The 18189-nt window shown below is 70.3% G+C and carries 19 protein-coding genes; 4 read left to right on the forward strand and 15 right to left on the reverse strand.

The window, feature by feature from the left end; genetic code table 11:
- Positions 1-17 precede the first annotated feature (17 nt).
- A complete protein-coding gene (locus ACIHAA_RS17520) occupies positions 18-512 on the forward strand; it encodes a MarR family winged helix-turn-helix transcriptional regulator (RefSeq protein WP_399817941.1) in 495 nt (164 codons plus the stop codon).
- Here the strand turns inward: ACIHAA_RS17520 and ACIHAA_RS17525 are convergent.
- The 9 genes from ACIHAA_RS17525 to ACIHAA_RS17565 form a co-directional block, all read right to left on the reverse strand.
- The gene (locus ACIHAA_RS17525) at positions 481-1986 is read right to left on the reverse strand and encodes an NAD-dependent succinate-semialdehyde dehydrogenase (protein WP_399817943.1); all 1506 of its coding nucleotides are present in this window, start codon (positions 1984-1986) and stop codon (positions 481-483) included. The genes ACIHAA_RS17520 and ACIHAA_RS17525 overlap by 32 nt on opposite strands.
- Positions 1987-2038: 52 nt before the next feature.
- Positions 2039-2734, reverse strand: coding sequence for an HAD family hydrolase (locus ACIHAA_RS17530; protein ID WP_399817945.1), 696 nt, complete (start codon positions 2732-2734; stop codon positions 2039-2041).
- Positions 2731-3546, reverse strand: a complete 816-nt coding sequence (locus ACIHAA_RS17535) for a methyltransferase domain-containing protein (protein ID WP_399817946.1) — start codon at positions 3544-3546, stop codon at positions 2731-2733. The genes ACIHAA_RS17530 and ACIHAA_RS17535 overlap by 4 nt, the downstream gene beginning before the upstream one ends.
- Positions 3543-4283, reverse strand: a complete 741-nt coding sequence (locus ACIHAA_RS17540; RefSeq protein WP_399817948.1) for an AfsA-related hotdog domain-containing protein — start codon at positions 4281-4283, stop codon at positions 3543-3545. The genes ACIHAA_RS17535 and ACIHAA_RS17540 overlap by 4 nt, the downstream gene beginning before the upstream one ends.
- A 17-nt stretch (positions 4284-4300) precedes the next feature.
- Positions 4301-4570, reverse strand: coding sequence for a phosphopantetheine-binding protein (locus tag ACIHAA_RS17545; protein ID WP_399817950.1), 270 nt, complete (start codon positions 4568-4570; stop codon positions 4301-4303).
- Positions 4564-5313 (reverse strand): SDR family NAD(P)-dependent oxidoreductase, encoded by a 750-nt coding sequence (locus ACIHAA_RS17550; RefSeq protein ID WP_399817952.1) that lies wholly within the window; start codon positions 5311-5313, stop codon positions 4564-4566. Before ACIHAA_RS17550 ends, ACIHAA_RS17545 begins: the two co-directional genes overlap by 7 nt.
- Positions 5310-6659, reverse strand: coding sequence for a long-chain fatty acid--CoA ligase (locus ACIHAA_RS17555; protein WP_399817954.1), 1350 nt, complete (start codon positions 6657-6659; stop codon positions 5310-5312). The genes ACIHAA_RS17550 and ACIHAA_RS17555 overlap by 4 nt, the downstream gene beginning before the upstream one ends.
- 228 nt (positions 6660-6887) lie before the next feature.
- Positions 6888-8843 (reverse strand): phosphocholine-specific phospholipase C, encoded by a 1956-nt coding sequence (locus ACIHAA_RS17560; RefSeq protein ID WP_399817956.1) that lies wholly within the window; start codon positions 8841-8843, stop codon positions 6888-6890.
- Between the two features lie 58 nt (positions 8844-8901).
- Positions 8902-10665 carry an endonuclease/exonuclease/phosphatase family protein gene (locus ACIHAA_RS17565; RefSeq protein WP_399817958.1) on the reverse strand — a complete coding sequence of 588 codons (1764 nt, stop codon included), beginning with the start codon at positions 10663-10665 and terminating at the stop codon, positions 8902-8904.
- A gap of 190 nt (positions 10666-10855) precedes the next feature.
- Between ACIHAA_RS17565 and ACIHAA_RS17570 the strand changes: the two genes are divergently transcribed.
- From ACIHAA_RS17570 to ACIHAA_RS17580, 3 genes are all read left to right on the forward strand, one after another.
- Entirely contained in the window at positions 10856-11041 is a 186-nt protein-coding gene (locus ACIHAA_RS17570) for a hypothetical protein (protein WP_399817960.1), read from the forward strand.
- Between the two features lie 81 nt (positions 11042-11122).
- The gene (locus ACIHAA_RS17575) at positions 11123-12154 is read left to right on the forward strand and encodes a phosphatidylinositol-specific phospholipase C domain-containing protein (RefSeq protein ID WP_399817962.1); all 1032 of its coding nucleotides are present in this window, start codon (positions 11123-11125) and stop codon (positions 12152-12154) included.
- Between the two features lie 107 nt (positions 12155-12261).
- Positions 12262-12819: a glycoside hydrolase family 25 protein gene (locus tag ACIHAA_RS17580; protein ID WP_399817964.1), complete on the forward strand. Its 558-nt coding sequence runs from the start codon at positions 12262-12264 to the stop codon at positions 12817-12819.
- Between the two features lie 152 nt (positions 12820-12971).
- On the opposite strand, the gene ACIHAA_RS17585 is transcribed toward ACIHAA_RS17580, so the two are convergent.
- The 6 genes from ACIHAA_RS17585 to ACIHAA_RS17610 form a co-directional block, all read right to left on the reverse strand.
- A complete protein-coding gene (locus tag ACIHAA_RS17585; protein ID WP_399817966.1) occupies positions 12972-13634 on the reverse strand; it encodes an NADPH-dependent F420 reductase in 663 nt (220 codons plus the stop codon).
- A 223-nt stretch (positions 13635-13857) separates the two neighbouring features.
- Positions 13858-14070, reverse strand: coding sequence for an EF-hand domain-containing protein (locus tag ACIHAA_RS17590; RefSeq protein ID WP_399817969.1), 213 nt, complete (start codon positions 14068-14070; stop codon positions 13858-13860).
- A 126-nt stretch (positions 14071-14196) separates the two neighbouring features.
- Positions 14197-15372 carry a hypothetical protein gene (locus tag ACIHAA_RS17595; protein WP_399817971.1) on the reverse strand — a complete coding sequence of 392 codons (1176 nt, stop codon included), beginning with the start codon at positions 15370-15372 and terminating at the stop codon, positions 14197-14199.
- Positions 15372-16211, reverse strand: a complete 840-nt coding sequence (locus tag ACIHAA_RS17600) for a polysaccharide deacetylase family protein (protein WP_399817973.1) — start codon at positions 16209-16211, stop codon at positions 15372-15374. The genes ACIHAA_RS17595 and ACIHAA_RS17600 overlap by 1 nt, the downstream gene beginning before the upstream one ends.
- Before the next feature lie 397 nt (positions 16212-16608).
- Positions 16609-17217 carry an ATP-binding protein gene (locus ACIHAA_RS17605; RefSeq protein ID WP_399817974.1) on the reverse strand — a complete coding sequence of 203 codons (609 nt, stop codon included), beginning with the start codon at positions 17215-17217 and terminating at the stop codon, positions 16609-16611.
- A 191-nt stretch (positions 17218-17408) separates the two neighbouring features.
- Complete coding sequence (locus ACIHAA_RS17610) at positions 17409-18176, reverse strand: enoyl-CoA hydratase/isomerase family protein (RefSeq protein ID WP_399817976.1); 768 nt, start codon at positions 18174-18176, stop codon at positions 17409-17411.
- Positions 18177-18189: the final 13 nt, after the last annotated feature.

Below are 18189 nucleotides of genomic sequence, written 5' to 3' on the forward strand. Positions count from 1 at the left end.
CTGTTAGCCTGGGGAGCGTGGACCGTGACGACGCCATCGATGTGCTGCTCCGACAGTGGCAGCAATCGCCGTACGAACTTCCACTCGCCTCCATGGCCGTGGGCAAGCGGATCACGCGGGTGGCGCGCAACCTCGAACAGCGCCTCGCCGAGGTGCTGGAGGAGTTCGACCTCGATCCCGGCGAGTTCGACGTGCTCGCCACACTGCTGCGCAGCGGGCCGCCGCACGAACTGGCCCCGGCAGCGCTGAACCGCTCGCTGCTCATCTCCTCCGGCGGCCTCACCAAGCGCCTCACCCGGCTCGAGAAGCGCGGATTCGTCTCCCGCAGGCTCGACCCCGACGACCGCCGCTCACTGCTGGCCGCGCTGACCGGGCAAGGCCTCGCGGTGGCGGGCAAGGCCGTTGTCGTCCACGCGCAGGCCGGGGCGGGCCTGGTCGACCCCCTCTCGGACGCCGAACAGGCCCAACTGGTCCTGCTCCTCAGGAAGTTGCTGCTGCACCAGGAGAGCTGAGGCCCCCGATGTGCCAGAACTTCAGCTCCAGGAACTCCTCGATGCCGTGGTGGGATCCCTCCCGGCCCAGGCCCGACTCCTTCACTCCACCGAACGGCGCCGTCTCCACGGACAGGAAACCGGTGTTGAGCCCGACCATGCCCACCTCCAGCGCCTCGGTGACCCGCCAGGCCCTGGCCAGGTCCCGGGTGAAGACGTAGGCCGCCAGCCCCGAACGGCTGTCGTTGGCCAGGTCCACGGCCTCCCGCTCGGTATGGAACGACGCCACCGCGGCCACCGGCCCGAAGGTCTCCTCGCGCATGACCCGCATGGCCGGAGTGACCCCGCGTAGCACGGTCGGCTCGAAAAACGTCCCCCCGGCCCGGTGTGGACCGCCCCCGACCATCACCTCCGCACCCTGGGCCACGGCGTCGGCCACATGGTCCGCCGCCTTCGCCAGTCCGTCCGCGTCGATGAGCGGCCCCACGTCCACACCGGGCTCATCACCGCTGCCGACCGTGAGCCTGCCCACGCGCTCGGCGAACCGCTCGGTGAACTCCGGGTACAGGTCGTCGTGGACCAGAAACCGATTGGTGCACACACAGGTCTGTCCGCTGTGCCGGAACTTCGAGAGCACCGCCGCCTCCACCGCGGCCTCGGGATCCGCGTCCGGGAAGACCAGGAAGGGGGCGTTGCCGCCCAGTTCGAGGGACAGCTTCTTCACCGTGGGCGCGCACTGGGCCGCGAGAAGTCTGCCCACCTCGGTGGATCCGGTGAACGACAGCAGCCGCACGGCCGGACTCTCGCACAGGGCCCGGCCAATGGAGGGCGCGTCCCCGGTGATGACGTTGAGGACACCGGGCGGTATCCCGGCCTGCCGGCCGAGCTCCGCGATGGCCAGTGCCGACAGCGGAGTCTGTTCGGCGGGCTTGACGACCGCGGTGCAGCCGGCCGCGAGAGCCGGTGCCGCCTTGCGGGTGATCATCGCCGCCGGGAAGTTCCAGGGCGTGACGCACCCGACGACTCCGATCGGCTGCCGCAGCACCACGATCCTGCTCTCCCGGGTCGAAGCCGGGATCACCTCCCCGCGCACCCGCTCCGCCTCGGCGGCGAAGAAGGTGAGAAAGGACGCGGTGTACGCGATCTCGCCGCGCGCCTCGGCCAGCGGTTTGCCCTGCTCACGGGTGAGGATCCGGGCCAGCCGTTCGCGGTGCTCCAGGAGCAGCGCGGCCCAGCGCGAGAGGACCGCGGCACGCTCCTTCGCGGTGCGGGCACGCCAGGCGGGCAGTGCCGCCTCGGCCGCGCGGATGGCCGCTTCCGTCTCGCCGGTGGACATGAGAGGCACCGAGGCGATCACCTCACCGGTCGCCGGATCGGTGACCGCGAAGGTCCGTCCGTCGTCGGCACCGCGCCACTCGCCGTCCACCAGACAGGCGTCCTGGAGCAGTGGTTCCTCGTCCTCGAGTGTGTCCGTGTCGGACCTGGGGGTCTTCATGGGCTCCTTCCTCGGCCAGGCGGTGCAAGAGGTGCGGGGGTTTCACGGCTCCCTAGGGGCGGATCAGCCGACAGCCGTGCGCGTCGGCGAGTTCCGCGATCTCCGGCTGGTCGGAGACGAACACGGGGTGGCCGACCTCGGCCAGCATCGGCAGGTCGGACCGGTCGTCGCCGTACGCCCAGCAGGCGGCGGCGGACGCACCCGAGGCGTCGAGGAACGACCGGACCGCCTCCGCCTTGCCGCGGCCGATGGTCTGGGGTGGCACGATCCCGCCGGTGTAGCGGCCGTCCCTCACCACCAGCCGGGTCGCCAGCATCCTGGACACACCCAGCTCCTCGGCGATCGGCCGCAGGATGTCCACCATCGAGCCGGACACGAAGACCACCTCCTGCCCGGCCGCCTGGCGCTCCCGCAGCGCGCGCAGCCCTCCGGGCAGATACAGTCCGCCGTCCCGGTGGCGCGCCTCCTCGTACCAGCGCCGGGCGAGCGCGGCCACCTGCTCGGGGCGCCTGCCCCGGAAGGTCTCGTAATACGTCCGGTTGATGAACTCCCTGGGGCGGCCCCGCGCGAGGTGGAGCCGTCGGCCCGCCTCGTACTTCTCCGCACGCCACCGCCCCAGAACAGAGGGGAGCAGGCCGGTGTGCGTGTAGTAGTAGTACTGGAAGCTGAACATTGTCTTCAGCCGTACGAGCGTGTCGTCGACGTCGAAGAACGCGTAGGTCCCCGTACCCGACCGCGCGTTCGTCACGGCTTGGTCGCTCCGACGGCGAATCCGGTGAACGAGGCGAAGAACATCCCCTCGTCCGCGGCCCGCAGGAGCGGCCGCCACCACTGTTCCAGTTGCTCGGGCGACAGTTCGAGCTGCCCGCTCTCCTGGGCGCTCCTGAGCCGGCCGGCAGCGAGTGTGCGGAAGAAGTCGAACGGCATGACCACGGTGAGCGGCGTGACCGTCACGTCCCTGAGGCCCCGGACCCGCATCCGGCGGAACAGCTGACGGCCGCTCCACTTGTTGCGGTGGCCGTCGGAGAAGCAGCGCATGGCCCGGCGGGTGGCCTCGGTGTCCGGGTGGTCGACGATGGTGGTGTCGAAGTCGTAGTCGAAGACGGCGATCCTGCCGCCGGGCCGGACCACCCTGATCAGTTCGTCGATCGCTGTCTCGATGTCCTCGCAGTGCATCAGGACGAGCTTCGCGCGGGCCGCGTCGAAGGAGTTGGCGGGGAAGTCGAGACCGCTCAGGTCCGCGACCCGGAACTCGACGGGCAGGGTCGATCCGGCACTGCGGCGACGCGCCTCGTCCAGCATGGCGGTGCTCAGGTCCGTCGCCACGACCTTGCCCTGCGCGCCGACCAGGCCGGCGACCTCCCTGGCGTCGTCCCCGGTGCCGCAGCCGACTTCCAGCACAGTCTTGCCGCTCAGGTCGCCCATGACGGAGGCCAGTTCGTCCTTCATGGCGCGGTACTCGGGGAGGCCGTTGGCGATGTCCATGAAGTCGATGAACCAGCGGCTGTCCGGGGCCGTGTCCACGGTTGTGAAGTTTCCGATGTTTCCGGTGGCGCTCACGGGTGGCTGACTCCTTGTTCGATTGAGTGAGGGATGGCGGGTGGCACTGCTCGGGCGCGCAGGCAGTCGGCCGTCGCCTGGCGCGCCGCCATGGCTTCCTGTTTGTCGGCGAGCCGTTCGGCCACGACGCGGAAGCGGGCCTCGATCTCGGCCGCGACGGCGCCCGACTGGCGCACGCGGACCATGGAGTGGAAGCGGTGCTGCACGGCGCTCGGCTCGTGCTCCAGCACCTCGTAGACGAGCGTCGCGGGCAGCGGGAACACAAACCCGTGGAACGACGCGCGGAAGGTGTCGACCACGAATCTGGCAGGGTCGAGACCGGTGGGAAAAAACCTCTCGGTGACCGCTGTCCAGGCCTGCCGGGCTGCCTCGGTCAGCGCCACCGCGGGGACATGGCGGCCCGTCAGGTGGTCCTCCAGGGTCTCGCACCGCTCGTCGAGCACGAGCGGAACCTCGTAGTGGTCCCCGGACCGCTCCGGTTCGCCGACCATCACGTTCCTCATCCGCCGCTTGTGGGTCAGCTCCAGTGGAGCGGGCGTCGCGGTCGGCCAGTGCTGGTCCATCTCTGCCAGCAGTTCCGCGGACAGCCCCTGCCCCGCCACCAGGTCGAGGCCACCGGTCCCGCCCGCCGCCAGATATTCCCGCAGGGCGGAGGCCGCCATGGTGCCCGGGGTGCGCAGGAACTCCTCGAAGCGGTCACCGACGACGACCAGGGTCTGCCCCGGCGGCTCGGACATCTCGTTCTCCCGCTGCGTCATACGCGGCGAGCGGCCAGAGCGCGCTCGTACACGCCCGCCAGGTCGTCGAGGTACCTGACATCGGAGAGCACCACGTCCTCCGAGAAGGGATCCGCCCCGGTGGCCGCCTCGAGTTCGATGACCAGCCGGGCCAGCATGAGGGAGGTCAGGCCCAGGGCGGCCAGCTCCTCCTGGCCGGTCGGTTCCGGGAGGTCCGGCGCCTCCTCGCGCAGGATGCCGGTGACGAGCTGGTGCACAAGGGTGCGGACGTCGGTGGTCTTCAGCATGTGATCCCTCCGTCGACGACGATGGACTGGCCGGTGATGAACCGGGCTTCGGGGGAGGCGAGGAAGAGGACGGCGTCGGCGACCTCCCGCGCGGTGCCGAGGCGTCCCAACGGGGTCCGCCCCTCGATGCGTTCACGCTGCTGCTCGGGCACGTGCGACGTCATGCCGCTGTCGAAGAAACCCGGGACCACGGAGTTGACCCGGATGTTGAACGAGCCCAGCTCGCGGGCCAGGCTCCGCATGAAGCCGTCGACACCGGCCTTCGCCGCGGCGTACACCGACACCCCGCGGAAGCCCCTGATCGCGTTGATCGACGACACGTTGACGATGGCTCCGCCACCCTGCCGGACCATCGGCTTCGCGCAGCACTGGGCAAGGACGACGGAAGCCGTCAGATTGACCGCGATCAACTCCGTGATCTTGGTAAGCGGGGTGGTGAGGAGAAGGCCCTCATGGAGTTGGCCCGCGTTGTTGACCAGGAGGTCCAGGCGGCCGAACCTGTGCTGCGCCTCGGCGGCGAACGCCCGCAGCGAGTGGGCGTCGGTCAGATCGGCGCGGCCACGCAGCAGACGGTCCGTGTCGCGGCCGTGGTCGGCGTCCGCGTCCCGGTCGGCAGCGGGGTCACGGCTGAACGTGGCTACCCGCCACCCGTCGGCGAGCAGACGTTCGACCAGCAGTCGGCCGAGCCCGCGGCTGCCACCGCTGACCAGGGCGACCGGGCGTCCCTCGGCGGCCCCGTTCACCGGGGAGCCCTGATCTTCTTGAAGCGGTCCGAGTACTGGTGCTCGGCCGAGACCACCACGGAGAGCGGCACCTTGTACGGCTCCAGACGGCTGCGGCAGTGTTCCCGTACGCGAGCCGAGAGCTGTGCGGGGTCCTCCTCCTCGACCAGCCGGACGGTGGCCTTCACGACCATTCCCGTCACCGGGCTCGGCAGACCGCACACCGTGGCCTCGGCGATGTTGTCCATCTCCAGCAGGACACTTTCCACCTCGCCCGGATACACCTTTTCCCCGCCGATGTTGATCAGTTCAGATTTCCGGCTGAGGATGCGCAGATAGTCTCCGTCCACTTGGACGATGTCCTGGGTGTTGAAATAGCCGTCCTCGTCGAAGTCGGCCGATGCGTTGAGGTACCCGAGCATGGCCATGTCGGAACGTATCCAGAGCACGTCGTCGATGACCTTGTAGTCGAACCCGGATTTTCCGAGTTCCAGCCACAGGGAATCATCGCTGCGCGACCGGGTGGGCACGATGCCCAGTTCGGACAGCCCGTATGTCTGCTTGAGCCGGACATGCGGCAAGGCGTGTTGAAGGCGCCGCAATGTGTGCGCCGGCATGGGCTCCGTGCCGTATGTGATGAGTTCGAGCGATCGGGTCGAATACCTCTCGTGGGCGCGGGAAATCAGCGCCAGGTTGAGGAAGGTCGGCGATGTCGGCAGTACGTTCACCGAATCCCGCTCAATGGCGGAGAACACTGCTTCAGGAGTCCGCTCGGGAATGGTGATGAGCGTTCCGCCCTGGCTCAGGGTGTGCAGGAACGTGTTGATTCCGCCGATGTGGTCGAGCGTGAGGAAGCACATCGTGCGCTTCGACTTGCCCCGCCTGGGGGCGCCGTAGCGCCCCAGCACCTTGGAGAGATCGAGCACGGAGGCCTTGCTGCGCCCCGTGGTACCCGAGCTGAAGAGTACGAGCCCCCCATTCGCCGTCCGCCTGAGCCGCTCGTACAGCGGATGGGAGGCCGCGATCCCGGTCGGTGTGATCACGGGGGTGCCGTCGGGGCCCGTGCCGACGACCTTCTCGACCTGCGCCAGGTCGAGGAATTCGGCCCGTTTCGCGGTCGGCAGGGGAGCGAGCGGTACGACGATCGCCCGGCGCGTCATCAGCGCGAGGAGAGCGGCACATGACGCGGGGGTGTAGGCCGCTTCCATGCAGATCACTTGCCCGGGGAACACATCCTGGCGATCGAATTCTCCGGTCCAGAAATCGACCGCTTCACACAGGTCTGCATAGGAGTGGGCGGACCCGCAGAAAACCAGCGCTTCGCTTCTGCTGAAACTCCTCAGAACCTCGAGGAATGGATGATTCATCTGACTTCCCGTCGGCCGTAATTTCCGTCGGTCTTTCACAGTTGAATCTTCTCAACTGACAGTTGAGTTTGTTGTGCGGGAGTCTACTACGCAACGCGGAGCGCCTGTCAACAGCGTTCGGCCGGGGAATGGGCGGAAGGACAGGGGGAATTGAGGGTTAACCCTGAATGCGGGGGACCTGAAATGCCCGGGGACCGGCCGTGGCGCGGCCGGTCCCCGGGGGGTGGGTCAGACCGGGTGGATCGTGCCTGCGTAGCGCTGGATGAAGCGGGTGCCGGTGGAGGCGGTGAGGGTGAGGTCGTAGCGTCCCTCGTCGGTGGGCCAGGTCAGGTGGGTGCGGGTGTGGGGCTCGACCTGGACGGTCTGTTCGCGGCCGCCGAAGTCGTTCGGGGTGAGGGTGAAGGAGACCTCGGTGCCGCCCGTGTTGCGGAGTTCTATGTCCAGGGCGGAGTGGCGCGGGGTCGCCGTGGCCGAGGGGACCGCGACATCGGTCTGGTCCGCGCGGACGATCGTGCCGGAGAAGCGGCGGACGAAGCCGTCGGCGCCGTGGACGGAGAAGTCGTAGCGGCCGTCGGTGGCCGTGGCGTCCCAGACGTAGGTGCGGGAGGAGCGCGGGGGGACCGTGAACGGGGTGCCGGTGAAGGGCAGGGCGGTGTTCGGCAGCACGGTGAAGTGGTAGCCGACGCTGCCGTGGTTGGTCAGGGTGCAGGTGACCTTGCCGGTGGAGCGGTCGACGGCCACCTCGGCCCAGGGCAGATACGGCAGCGCGCGGTGCGGCCGGTGTCCCGGTTCCTGGCCGGGCATGGACTGCTGGTCGGGGATCCTCACCGCGGGCAGGGAGTTGCCCGCGTCCGCCTTGGCCATCAGGGCGACCGTGTCGGGCAGGGCGGGGATGCTGTAGTCGGGCCTGGTGAAGTCGAAGCAACTGGTGAGGTCGCCGCAGACGGTGCGCCGCCAGTCGGAGATGTTGGGCTCGTGCACCCCGGTGACCCGTTCGAGGAAGCGCAGCACCGACGTGTGGTCGAAGACCTGGGAGTTGGCCCATCCGCCGCGGGACCAGGGCGACACGACCCAGAGCGGGACGCGGCTGCCGAGGCCGATGGGCTTGCCGTCCGCGAACTCGTCCTTGGTGCCGGGCTCCGGGAACGGCGGGATGACATGGTCGAAGTAGCCGTCGTTCTCGTCGTACATGAGGAGGAAGACGGTGTGCTTCCACACGTCCGGGTTGGAGAACAGCGACTGGAGCGCGGTGTTGACCCAGTGGGCGCCGTAGTCGGGGCTCGCCGCCGGGTGTTCGCAGAAGAGGTACGGCGCCACCAGCCAGGAGACCGTGGGCAGGGTGCCGTCCTTGCAGTGCTGGTCGAACGCCGTCAGGTCCCACTTCGTCATGGCGTTGACATAGCGCGGGTCGTCCTTGGGAAACGCGTGGAACTGCTTGAAGTACGACAGCGCGTTGTCGTCGTAGTCGCCGTTGCGGTCGTCGGAGCCGTCGGGATTGTGGTAGACGCGCCAGGTGACGCCCGCCTGTTCGAGGCGTTCGGCGTAGGTGGTCCAGTCGGCAACCGGGTTGTCCGTGACGGGGGTGTTGTCGGTCCAGGGGCCGGTGGTGCCGTCGGTGCCGGGGCCGGAGGTGCCCGTCCACAGATAGAGGCGGTTGGGGTCGGTGGGGCCGTTCAGGGAGCAGAAGTAGCCGTCGCACAGGGTGAAGGCGTCGGCCAGGGCGTACTGGTAGGGGATGTCCTCGCGGGTGAAGTAGCCCATGGTGCGCTCGCCCTTGGCGGCGACCCACTTGTCCATCGCGCCGCCGTTGACGGCGGTGTGGCCAGTGTCCCAGTCGTGCGGGAGGCCGCCCGCGTTCTGCGCGTTGTACTTCGTGGTGTCCATGCGGAAGGGCAGCAGATGGCCCTCCTCGCGGCTCCGGTCGGGCTGGTGGAACACCGGGTCCCCGTCGGACAGGACACTGGCCTGCCGGTCGGCGAAGCCGCGGACCCCGCGCAGGGTGCCGAAGTAGTGGTCGAAGCTGCGGTTCTCCTGCATCAGGATGACGACGTGCTTGACGTCGGCGAGGCTTCCGTGCCGGGAGCCCGGGGCCGCGGCCTGGGCGGTGCCCGGGAGTCCGGCCGCGACGGCGGCGGCTCCGGCCGCGGTGGTGCCGATGAAGGCGCGGCGGCTGATCTCAGTCATGGGAGGAGGTCCTTCGGGTCGTTCGGGGGCTCATGCGGAGGGCTCGCAGGTCCCGGGGTCAGCCGCGGGCGGCCAGGGAGAAGGTGACGACGGCGGCCGCGTGGTCGGAGGGCCAGCCGTTGGCGGCGGTGTCCGGCACCGGGCGGGGCCAGCCGGTGCACAGGCTGTGGGCCTCCAGCACCTTCAGCCGTCCCGCGTACTGCACCTGGTCGATCCGGTCCTGGGGTTCCGCGCCGCCGCCGTCGTGCCGCGGCCTGACGGGGGACCAGGTGATGCCGGGCGTCTTCGCCGGACTGGGGTGGGCGGCACGGTAGGCGTCGACCAGGCCCGCCTTCTCCAGGGCCTCGGTGACCGGCCAGCGGACCCGGCCCACTCCCCCGTGCGCGGCGGCCGTGCGGTTCGTCCAGTCGAGGTGGGAGGGCGAGGCGAGTCCGCCCGCCAGCACCAGGGGCGTGCGGGAGGCGAGGTCCGGTCGCAGGGCGGCCACCAGCGCCTGCGTCTGCGCGTAGCGCCTGGTCCCCCGCTCGGCCGCCTCGGCCTGTGCGGGCGTCCGTCCGGCCAGCACCGCGTAGGGGCCGTAGTCGGCCTCGTCCAGCTGGACCGTCCAGATCCGCACCGTGCGGCCGCCGGGCAGGTGCAGGGTCGCCGCGGCGGCCGGGAGCGCCGCGGCGGGCGCGACGGTGTCGCTGAGCGGGTAACGGCTGACGATGCCGAGGCCGTCGGCCTGATGGGCGTCCCAGCCGAGCGCCGCGGCGAGGTTCTCGGCCCCGTGGTCGCCGCACTCCTGGAGCGCCACCACGTCCAGGCCCTGGGTGAGCACGAGCCGCAGCTGCTTCTCCAGGAAGCCGTCCGTGTGGGCGCCCGCGTCCCAGAGGTTCAGGGAAGCGGTCTTCAGCCGCAGCCGGTCCCGGGCGGACCGGACGGGCACCTGGACGGTGACGGTGTCGGTGCCGGTGGCGCTGTCGGTGACGGCGACCGTGATCCGGCCGGGGCGCCGGGGCGCGAGGTGCGGGACCGTACCGGACACGGTGCCGTCCGCGGTCACCGACAGCCAGGAGTCGCCCCCGGCGCGGGTGAAGGACGCGCTGCCCGCGGCGTTGCCCTCGGGCCGGATCCACAGGCCGCCCAACGGCACCGCGACCTCCGTGCCCGGGGTCTGCGGTGCGGTGGTGAGGGCGTCCACGGCGGCGTGCGGGCGGGGGATCACCGGGCGCACCGCGAAGCTGAGCGGCTGTGTCCTGGCGAGGATGCCGTAGCCGTCCTTGGCCAGCAGATAGGCGGTGTACGGGCCGCCGGTGAGGCCCGCGGTGTCCAGGGTGATGTCGCCGGTGGCGGCGGGGGTGTACTGCCAGGCGAGGGCGGAGCCGTGGCCGGGCTGCCGGTCGCCGTCGTAGAGGCCGATCCAGTTCTTGGCGTCGGGTGTGTTCGTCGTCCAGTGGAAGGAGAGCCTGTCCCCCTCGTGCGGGGCGGCGCCGGTCAGGGTGAGGGAGTCGGCGACGGGGGCGCCCGCGAAGCTGAACGGCTCGGTCCTGGCGAGCACGGTGTAGCCGTCCTTGGCCAGCAGATAGGCGATGTAGGGGCCGCCGCCGAGGCCGGAGGTGTCCAGGGTGGTCTGCCCGGTGGTGCCGGGCACATAGCTCCACACCAGGGAGCTGCTGCCGGTGGCGGGCTGCCGGTCGGCGGGGTAGACGCCGATCCAGTTCTTGGGGTCGGGGGCGTCGGTCGCCCAGGTGAAGGCCAGTCTGTCGCCGCGCTGCGGGGGCGTCGTGGAGCCCAGCGCGATGCTGCTCCCGGACGCGGCGGCCTGTGAGAGGGATGACACGGTGTTGGGTCCTCTCCGCCCCGGGGCCGCGGTGACGGCACCGGGTGAGCAAAGTTGTCTAGATAACTTCGCTCACAGGAAGCCGTCCTTCGGCGTCCGCCCCATGAACGCGAGATGGCCGCCGCCCGGGGATCAGAGGGAGATCTGACGACTCGCACCGCGGGCCGAAAGGGCGGTACAGGAGCGGGAGATGGCCATTGAGCTGCGGCTTTACTGGAACAGGGTCGGCCTGTACAGCATCTGGACACCCCCTGCGCCGCAGGCCACCGAAGGGGCGCGCCCGGGGTCCCGGCGCGCGGGCGCCCTGCGGGCGGGCAGCGGTGCTGTGCACAACGGGGGCCCGGTGTGGCGCCGGGGGCCGACGGGCCGCGACTGATGTTGCCCCCGGGGCTACCCCGCGGTAACCCCTTCCCTCTACGCTGCCGCCAACTCGGTGCCGACAAGAGGGAGTTGGGATATGCGCACAGTGAGACGGCTGGCGGCGCTCGTGGGTGCCGCCGCCCTGCTGGCGGTGGTACCTGCGCACGCCGAAGCAGCGTCGCCCGCGCTGTCCGGGACGACGGCGATCGGCACCCACAACGCGTACGACAAGGCCAAGTACACCTACTTCGCCCAGGCGTTGGACTCCGGTGCCTCGCTCCTCGAACTGGACGTCTACGTGGACAGCCTGACCCACCGGTGGCGGGTCAGCCACAGCAACCCGCTCGGCAACGACAACAACTGCGAGGCCGCCAAGACCCCGGGCGACCTGTACAGCAAGAGCCGCAACCAGGATCTCGGCAGCTGCCTGGACAACATCGCGGCCTGGAACCAGCTCCACCCCGACCACCCCCCGATCGTGTTCAAGGTCGAGATGAAGGTCGGCTTCAACGACAAGGGGGGCATGGGTCCGGACGAGTTCGACACCCTGGTGTCGCAGAAGCTCGGCAGCAGCGTCTACCGGCCCGCCGACCTGCTGGGCGGGACGTACTCCTCGCTGGACGCGGCGTCGAAGGCCAACGCCTGGCCCTCCCGCGACTCCCTGCGGGGCAAGTTCCTCTTCGAGCTGATCCCCGGCACGGTGGAGCAGGCCAACCCGTTCGACCACTACTGGACCGACGAGGAGTACGGCGACCATCTGCGCGATCTGTACGCGGCGGGCAGGATCGGTGCGGCCGAGGCCTTCCCTGCCGTGCTCGGCGCGGCGAACGGGGATCCGCGCACCAGCCGCTACGACGCCTCGATCCGCCCCTGGTTCGTGTTCTTCGACGGGGACGCGGCGGCCTATCTCAACAACGGCTACGACACGGCCTGGTACGACACCAATCACTACTTCCTCATCATGACGGACGCGGCGGGCGTCGCCCCGGCGATCTCGTCCACCAGCCCTACGGACGCCGAAGTCGCGGCGCGGCTCGCACTGTTGGCGGCGCACCACGCCAGTGTGATCACCTCCGACTGGTCGACGAAGTCACCTTCCGTTCTCGGTTCGGTGACTGTTCGAGGCTGATCGACGGTTGTTCGAGGCTGACATCCTCGCAGAGCGGGCATAGCACCTGTATCAGGGAGAACCACGCAGCGATCCCTGTCCCCCACGAGTACTTCAGGGAGCCCCCCATGCTGCAAGGAATAGATGTCAGCGCCTACCAGTCCTCCGCCTACGACACGAGTGGCCTCTCCTTCGTCTTCATCAAGGCGACGGAGGGGCATTCGTATGTGAACCCCAAGCTCACCGCCCAGACCAAGACCGCCCGCGATGCCGGTTGCGTGGTCGGTTTCTACCACTTCCTGTGGCCCGGCGATCTCGCGGCCCAGGCCCAGTACTTCGTCAGTAAGGCGCCGGAACAGGCGGGCGACATACTGGCCGTGGACTGGGAGACCACCGGCGACGGCACCCGTGCGAGCAACGCCGAGAAGGACAGCTTCATCCGCCAGGTGAAGAGCCTGAGGCCGGCCAACCGCGTCGTCCTGTACACCAACCGCGCCTTCTGGCTCAACGTCGACACCACGTCCTACGCCGGGGACGGCCTGTGGATCGCCGACTATGTGACGGCGGGCAAGCCCCGCATCCAGGCGGCGTGGCGCTTCCACCAGTACACCTCGGACCCGGTGGACAAGGACGTCGCCAACTTCACCACCAAGACCGCCCTCAAGCAGTGGGCCGCGGGTTCCTGACCGCGCCCCCGACCCGGCGGCCACTCACGTGCGAGCGGCCGCCGGGGCCGTACCACCGTCGGCGTCGTCGCCAGGGTCTTTCGTTTGGATCGGGCCGGATCAGGGCGCGGTGCCAGGGCCCGCGAGCCCGGCCCGATCCACACGAGAGGCCCTTAGCCGCGGAACTCCGGGGTGCGCTCCGGCGATGCCTGCGCCAGGGCCTTGGTGACGGCGTCGGCGCCCGCCTGGAGGCCGTAGACCGGGGTGGCGGGCTGCTGGCGCCAGGAGTCGTCGATGCCGCCCGAGTCGACCGTGTCGAAGCCCAGTTCGTCGATCAGGGCCCGTACGGTGCGCTTCGCCGCCTCGTCGTCACCCGCGACCGGGAGCGCCATCCGCCCGGGGTCGCCCGCCGGGCGGCCGCGGTCCAGGATGTCCTGGGCGTAGGTGCCGTTGAACGCCTTGATCACGGGGTGGCCGAGGTGCCGTTCGGTCCAGCGGCTCTCGGTGAGGCCCTCGTCCTCGATCCCGGGGATCCTGCCGTCGCGCTCCCTGGGGTAGTAGTTGCCGGTGTCGATCACCGCGACGCCCTCGGCCGCGCCGTCCAGCAGGCCCTGGGGCAGCTCCGGTACGGCCTTCAGCGGGACCGTGACCACCACGACCTCGGCGCCGCGGGCCGCCTCCCCGACCGGTACGGGTGTCGCACCCGTCTCCTCGGCCAGCGCGGTGAGGGTGTGCGGACCGCGGGAGTTGGCCACGGAGACGTCGTGCCCGAGTGCGGTGAGCCGCCGGGTGAGATTGCCGCCGATGTTGCCCGCGCCGATGATGCCGATCTTCATGACTCGCCTCGCCCTTCAGGGGTAGATGCTCGTGCATACATCCTTGGGCAACGGCAACCTCCACGGGGGCCGGGCTATTCCTGCCCGGGGCCGGACGGGTGGTTCCCGTGGCTCCCTCCGGCCGCGGGCTCCCGTCGGCGCCCGCGACAGCGCGAAGGCGCCCGCCTCCGAGGAGGGCGGACGCCTTCGTACGCGATGTGGGCGCTCCGCGCGCCCGGACACCTCACTTGCTCAGGTACGTCCAGAACTCGTCGAACGACAGGACCTTGTCGCCGTTGAGGTCACGGGACCTGATCACGGCCTCGGCCACCGTGTCGGTGACGTTCCAGTCGCCTCCCTGGGCCAGGGCCGACTTGAACTCGGCGGCGGTGATGAAACCGTCACCGTCCGCATCGATCCGCTCGAACTGCTTGCGTGCTTCCTCGATGTCCGCCACCGATCCGCCCCTTCTTGGTGCCTTTGCCGCCGTACGGCCGTCCTACTGACGGAGGTCAGATTAACGGTCCGGACGCGCTTCCCGTGCCGCGGCCGTCCGGGCGGCCAGGGGCGGCGGCCCGGAGCGTCAGCGGTAGACGCCCGTGTGCCCCAGCGAGTAGCGGCCCGGCTGGGGGAAGACGGCGAGGCCGTGCGGGCCGCTGCCCACCTTGATCCGGGCCAGCTGCTTCCCGGTGCGGGTGTCGATGGCGTAGACCACGGAGTTGTACCGGCCGGACAGCCACAGCACCGTGCCGTCCGTGGAGACCCCGCCCATGTCGGGGCTGCCGCCGCCGGGCAGCCGCCACTTGGCGGTCAGCTTGTTCTTGGGGAAGTCGAAGACGGAGATGGTGCCCTCGCCGCGGTTGGAGACGTACATCTCGCGGGAGTCGCGGCTGACGTAGAGTCCGTGCGCGCCCTTGCCGGTGGCGAGGAAGGTCGGCTTGGCAAAGGTGTCGCCGTCGAGGATCCACAGTCCGTCGGCCACCATGTCGGCGATGTAGAACTTCCTTCCGTCCGGGGAGATCTTGACGTCCTGCGGCATGGCCCCGCGGAACGCCAGCTTCTGCTGGCCGATCACCTCCATCTTGGCGGTGTCGACCTTGAGCAGCTCACCGCTGAACTCGCAGGAGACGATGAAGTAGCGGCCGTCCACCGAGAAGTCCGCGTGATTGACGCCGTAGCAGCTCACCGGGACGGTCTTGACCACCTTCATGGTGTGCGCGTCACGGAACACCAGCTGGCGGTCCATGGAGGCCATCACGATCGCGTACTTGCCGTCCGGGGTGAAGTACAGGTTGTACGGGTCGTGCACGGCGACGGACTTGCCGGGCTTGCCGGTCTTCGGGTCGATGGGGGTGAGGGAGTTGCCCAGGTCGTTGTTGACCCAGAGGGTCTTCAGATCCCAGGACGGCACCACGTGCTGGGGCTGGCGGCCGACCCGGAAGGTGTCGATGACCTTGTACGTCGCCGGGTCGATGACGGTCACGGTGTCGGAGTTGGTGTTGGGGACGTAGACCCGGGACGGGAAGTCCTTGACCGTCTCCGAGAGCCGTCCCGGCCGGTCGGCGGAGTAGATGTCGTTCGGTTCGAGCACCGGCGGCATGCCCGGCAGGACCCGTACGGCGCTCTGCTGCCGGGACCGGTCGACGGGGACCTTGGAGGCGAGGGCCTCGTCCTTGTGGGAGGATCCGCCGGTGCAGCCGGCGAGCGCGGCAAGGGCGGCGCCGGCGATCAGTACGCGCGTGACGGGCGAGAGGTGCATCAGCTCAGCAGCTCCGTGGTGGTCACCGCGGCGAGGCCGCGGCGGTCGAGTTCATGGAGGATGTCGGGCAGGGCGACGACCGTGTCCGCGTAGCCGAAGTGCATGCTCACCACCGATCCCTTGCGGATCTCGTCGGTGACCTTGCGGGTGACGGCCGGGGCGCCCGGGGAGGTGTAGTCGAGCGAGTCGACGTCGTACGACAGGACGTGCGGGTAGCCGATCTCATGGGCCAGCCGTTCCACGAGCGGGCTCGCCCGTGGGGCGCGGGAGGGGCGGAACCAGGTGCCGATGGACCCGGTGAGGCGCCGCAGCCGGTCCGCGCACTCCTGGATCTCGGCCCGGGCGTCGGCCTCGGACATGCTGTTGATGGTCAGATGGTGCTCGGTGTGGTTGCCGAGGTCGTGACCGCCCCGCAGGATCCGGCGGGCCATCCCGGGGTGTTCGTCCAGCCAGGTGCCCACCACCAGCACCGTGATCTTCGCCTTCGCGTGCTCGGCGGTGTCGAGGATCGCCGCGGCGGTGCCGGGGTCGCCCTGTCCGTGGAAGGTGAGCGCCACCCGGGGGCGGTCGCGCGGGCCGTTCGAGATCTGGCCGGGCTGACCCGGGAAGGCGCGCGGCGCGGGCCCCCGGATGGTGTCCCCGGACGAGGGGCTGCCCGCGGCGGCGGTGACGGAGAACGACGGGTGGACGGCGGTGGGGCCCGGGGCGCAGGCGGCGGTCAGGGCGCCGAAGGCGAGCCCCGCGCCCGCACGCAGCGCGGCGCGGCGGCCGGGCAACGGGCGTGCGGGGTCCGCCGGGTCCGGCGGAGGGGGAGGAACGGGCGTGATCACTCTCCCCATTTAAGGGCCAGACCGTGCCCAAAGCGGCGATTGCCCCGCTTGGCGGACGGGTGGGTCGCACCGGCACATGATCGGACGAAACCGCCCAGGTGTTCCGCCCGGGCGCGGCTCGCCCGCCGAAAACCCGTTGCGGGACCGCCCTCCCCGTCTGCGATAGTCGACCCTGTGACAGCCACCCATTGACCCGGGCACCGGTTCGTCGCGGGTGGCGCGGCCCACACCCCAAATCCGTGCCGTGCCACCGCAGGAGGCCCCGGCCGCCGGACGGCCGGGGCTTCCGCCGTACGCGCCATGCGATCCCGCCGTACGGCCCGCGCGGTCCCGCTGTACGGACCGCGTGGCCCCGCCGAGGGAGCGGGACCCGCCGGAAGGGCACGGCCCCGTCGAGGGGGCGCGGTCAGCGGTCGGCGGCTCGCATCTCGAACCAGGTCGTCTTGCCGCGCGGCAGCAGATCGACCCCCCAGCGGTCGGCGAGCCGGTCGACGAGGAAGAGGCCCCGGCCGCTGATGTCCAGGTCCTGCACCGGAAGCAGGCAGGGCAGCCCCCGGGAGGGGTCGCGGACCTCGACCCGGACCCAGCCCCGGCGCCGGTGCATCCGTAACCCGAAGGACCGCGCCCCGGTGTGCTGCACGGCGTTGCCCACCAGCTCGGAGACGAGCAGCACCGTGTCCTCGGCCATCCGCGGGGAGAGCCCCCAGTGGCGCAGGATCACGATCTGGGCGAGGCGGCGCGCGCGGGCCGCGGATTCCGGGCGGGACGGCAGCAGGACCTCCGCCTCGGCGGGGTTGCCGTACAACTCCAGTGCTTTGAACGCCTGTTCGTCCTCGATCGCAGGCGACCAGCGTGCCGCGGTCGCGCTCGCCTGCCGCCGCGGATGTTCCATACCCTCCAGCCCCGCCATGAGGCCATCATGACCGCCCGTGAGGCCGCCGGGAGGCGTTACGGGGGAACGCGGCACCGGGGGCCACCCGGTCCCCGTCGTCCGGTTGACATATGCCAAGCGCATACGGGACCCGGGTACACCCGGACTGAGCTGCGGGAACGTTCCTGTTGTGGGCGGGCACCACTGATGGGTGACGGGACAGCCTTAAGGTTGCCTTAAGGCTGTCATAATCCGCCCTTCCGGTGGATGTCCAGGTGGGATGCCGGTCAACTTCGTGTGGACGGGCGCCACTTGGGCGGGATGCGCCCGGCCGCTCAGACGAACTTCGCCTTGCCGGGGCCCTCCTCCACGAAGCTGCGCATGCCGCGCTCGCGGTCCTCCGTCGCGAACAGGCTCGCGAACCAGCTGCGTTCCACCGCGAGACCGGTCTCGATCCCCGCGTCGAGACCCGCGTCGACGGACTCCTTCGCGGCGCGCAGCGCGATCGCCGGGCCCTGGGCGAGCCGGGCGGCCCAGCCGTGCGCCTCGGCGTACACCTGCCCGGCGGGCACCACCCGGTCGACCAGGCCGAGCGACAGCGCCTCCCCGGCCTTCACCATCCGCCCGGTGAAGATGAGGTCCTTGGCCCTGGACGGGCCGACCAGCCGCGCCAGCCGCTGGGTGCCGCCCGCTCCCGGGATCAGGCCGAGCAGGATCTCCGGCTGCCCCAGCTTCGCGTCCTCGGCGGCGATCCGGTAGTCCGCGCAGAGCGCCAGCTCGCAGCCGCCGCCCAGGGCATAACCGGTGACGGCGGCGACGACCGGCTTGGGGATGCGGGCCACGGCGGTGAAGCAGTCCTGGAGGGCGCGGGCCCGCAGCACCATGTCCGCGTGGTCCAGGTCCTGCATCTCCTTGATGTCCGCGCCCGCCGCGAACACCTTCTCCCCGCCGTACAGGACCACGGCGCGCACGTCCTCGCGGCGCCCGGCCTCCTCGGCGAGTTCCCTGATCCGGTCCTGGGTGGCGACGTTCAGCGCGTTCATCGGCGGCCGGTCAAGACGCAGGGTGCCCACGCCCTCGGCTACTTCGAGATGCACAGTCATGCCCGCCAGGCTA

This window comes from Streptomyces sp. NPDC052040 (genome assembly GCF_044548405.1).
In the GTDB taxonomy this organism is placed as follows: Bacteria; Actinomycetota; Actinomycetes; order Streptomycetales; family Streptomycetaceae; genus Streptomyces.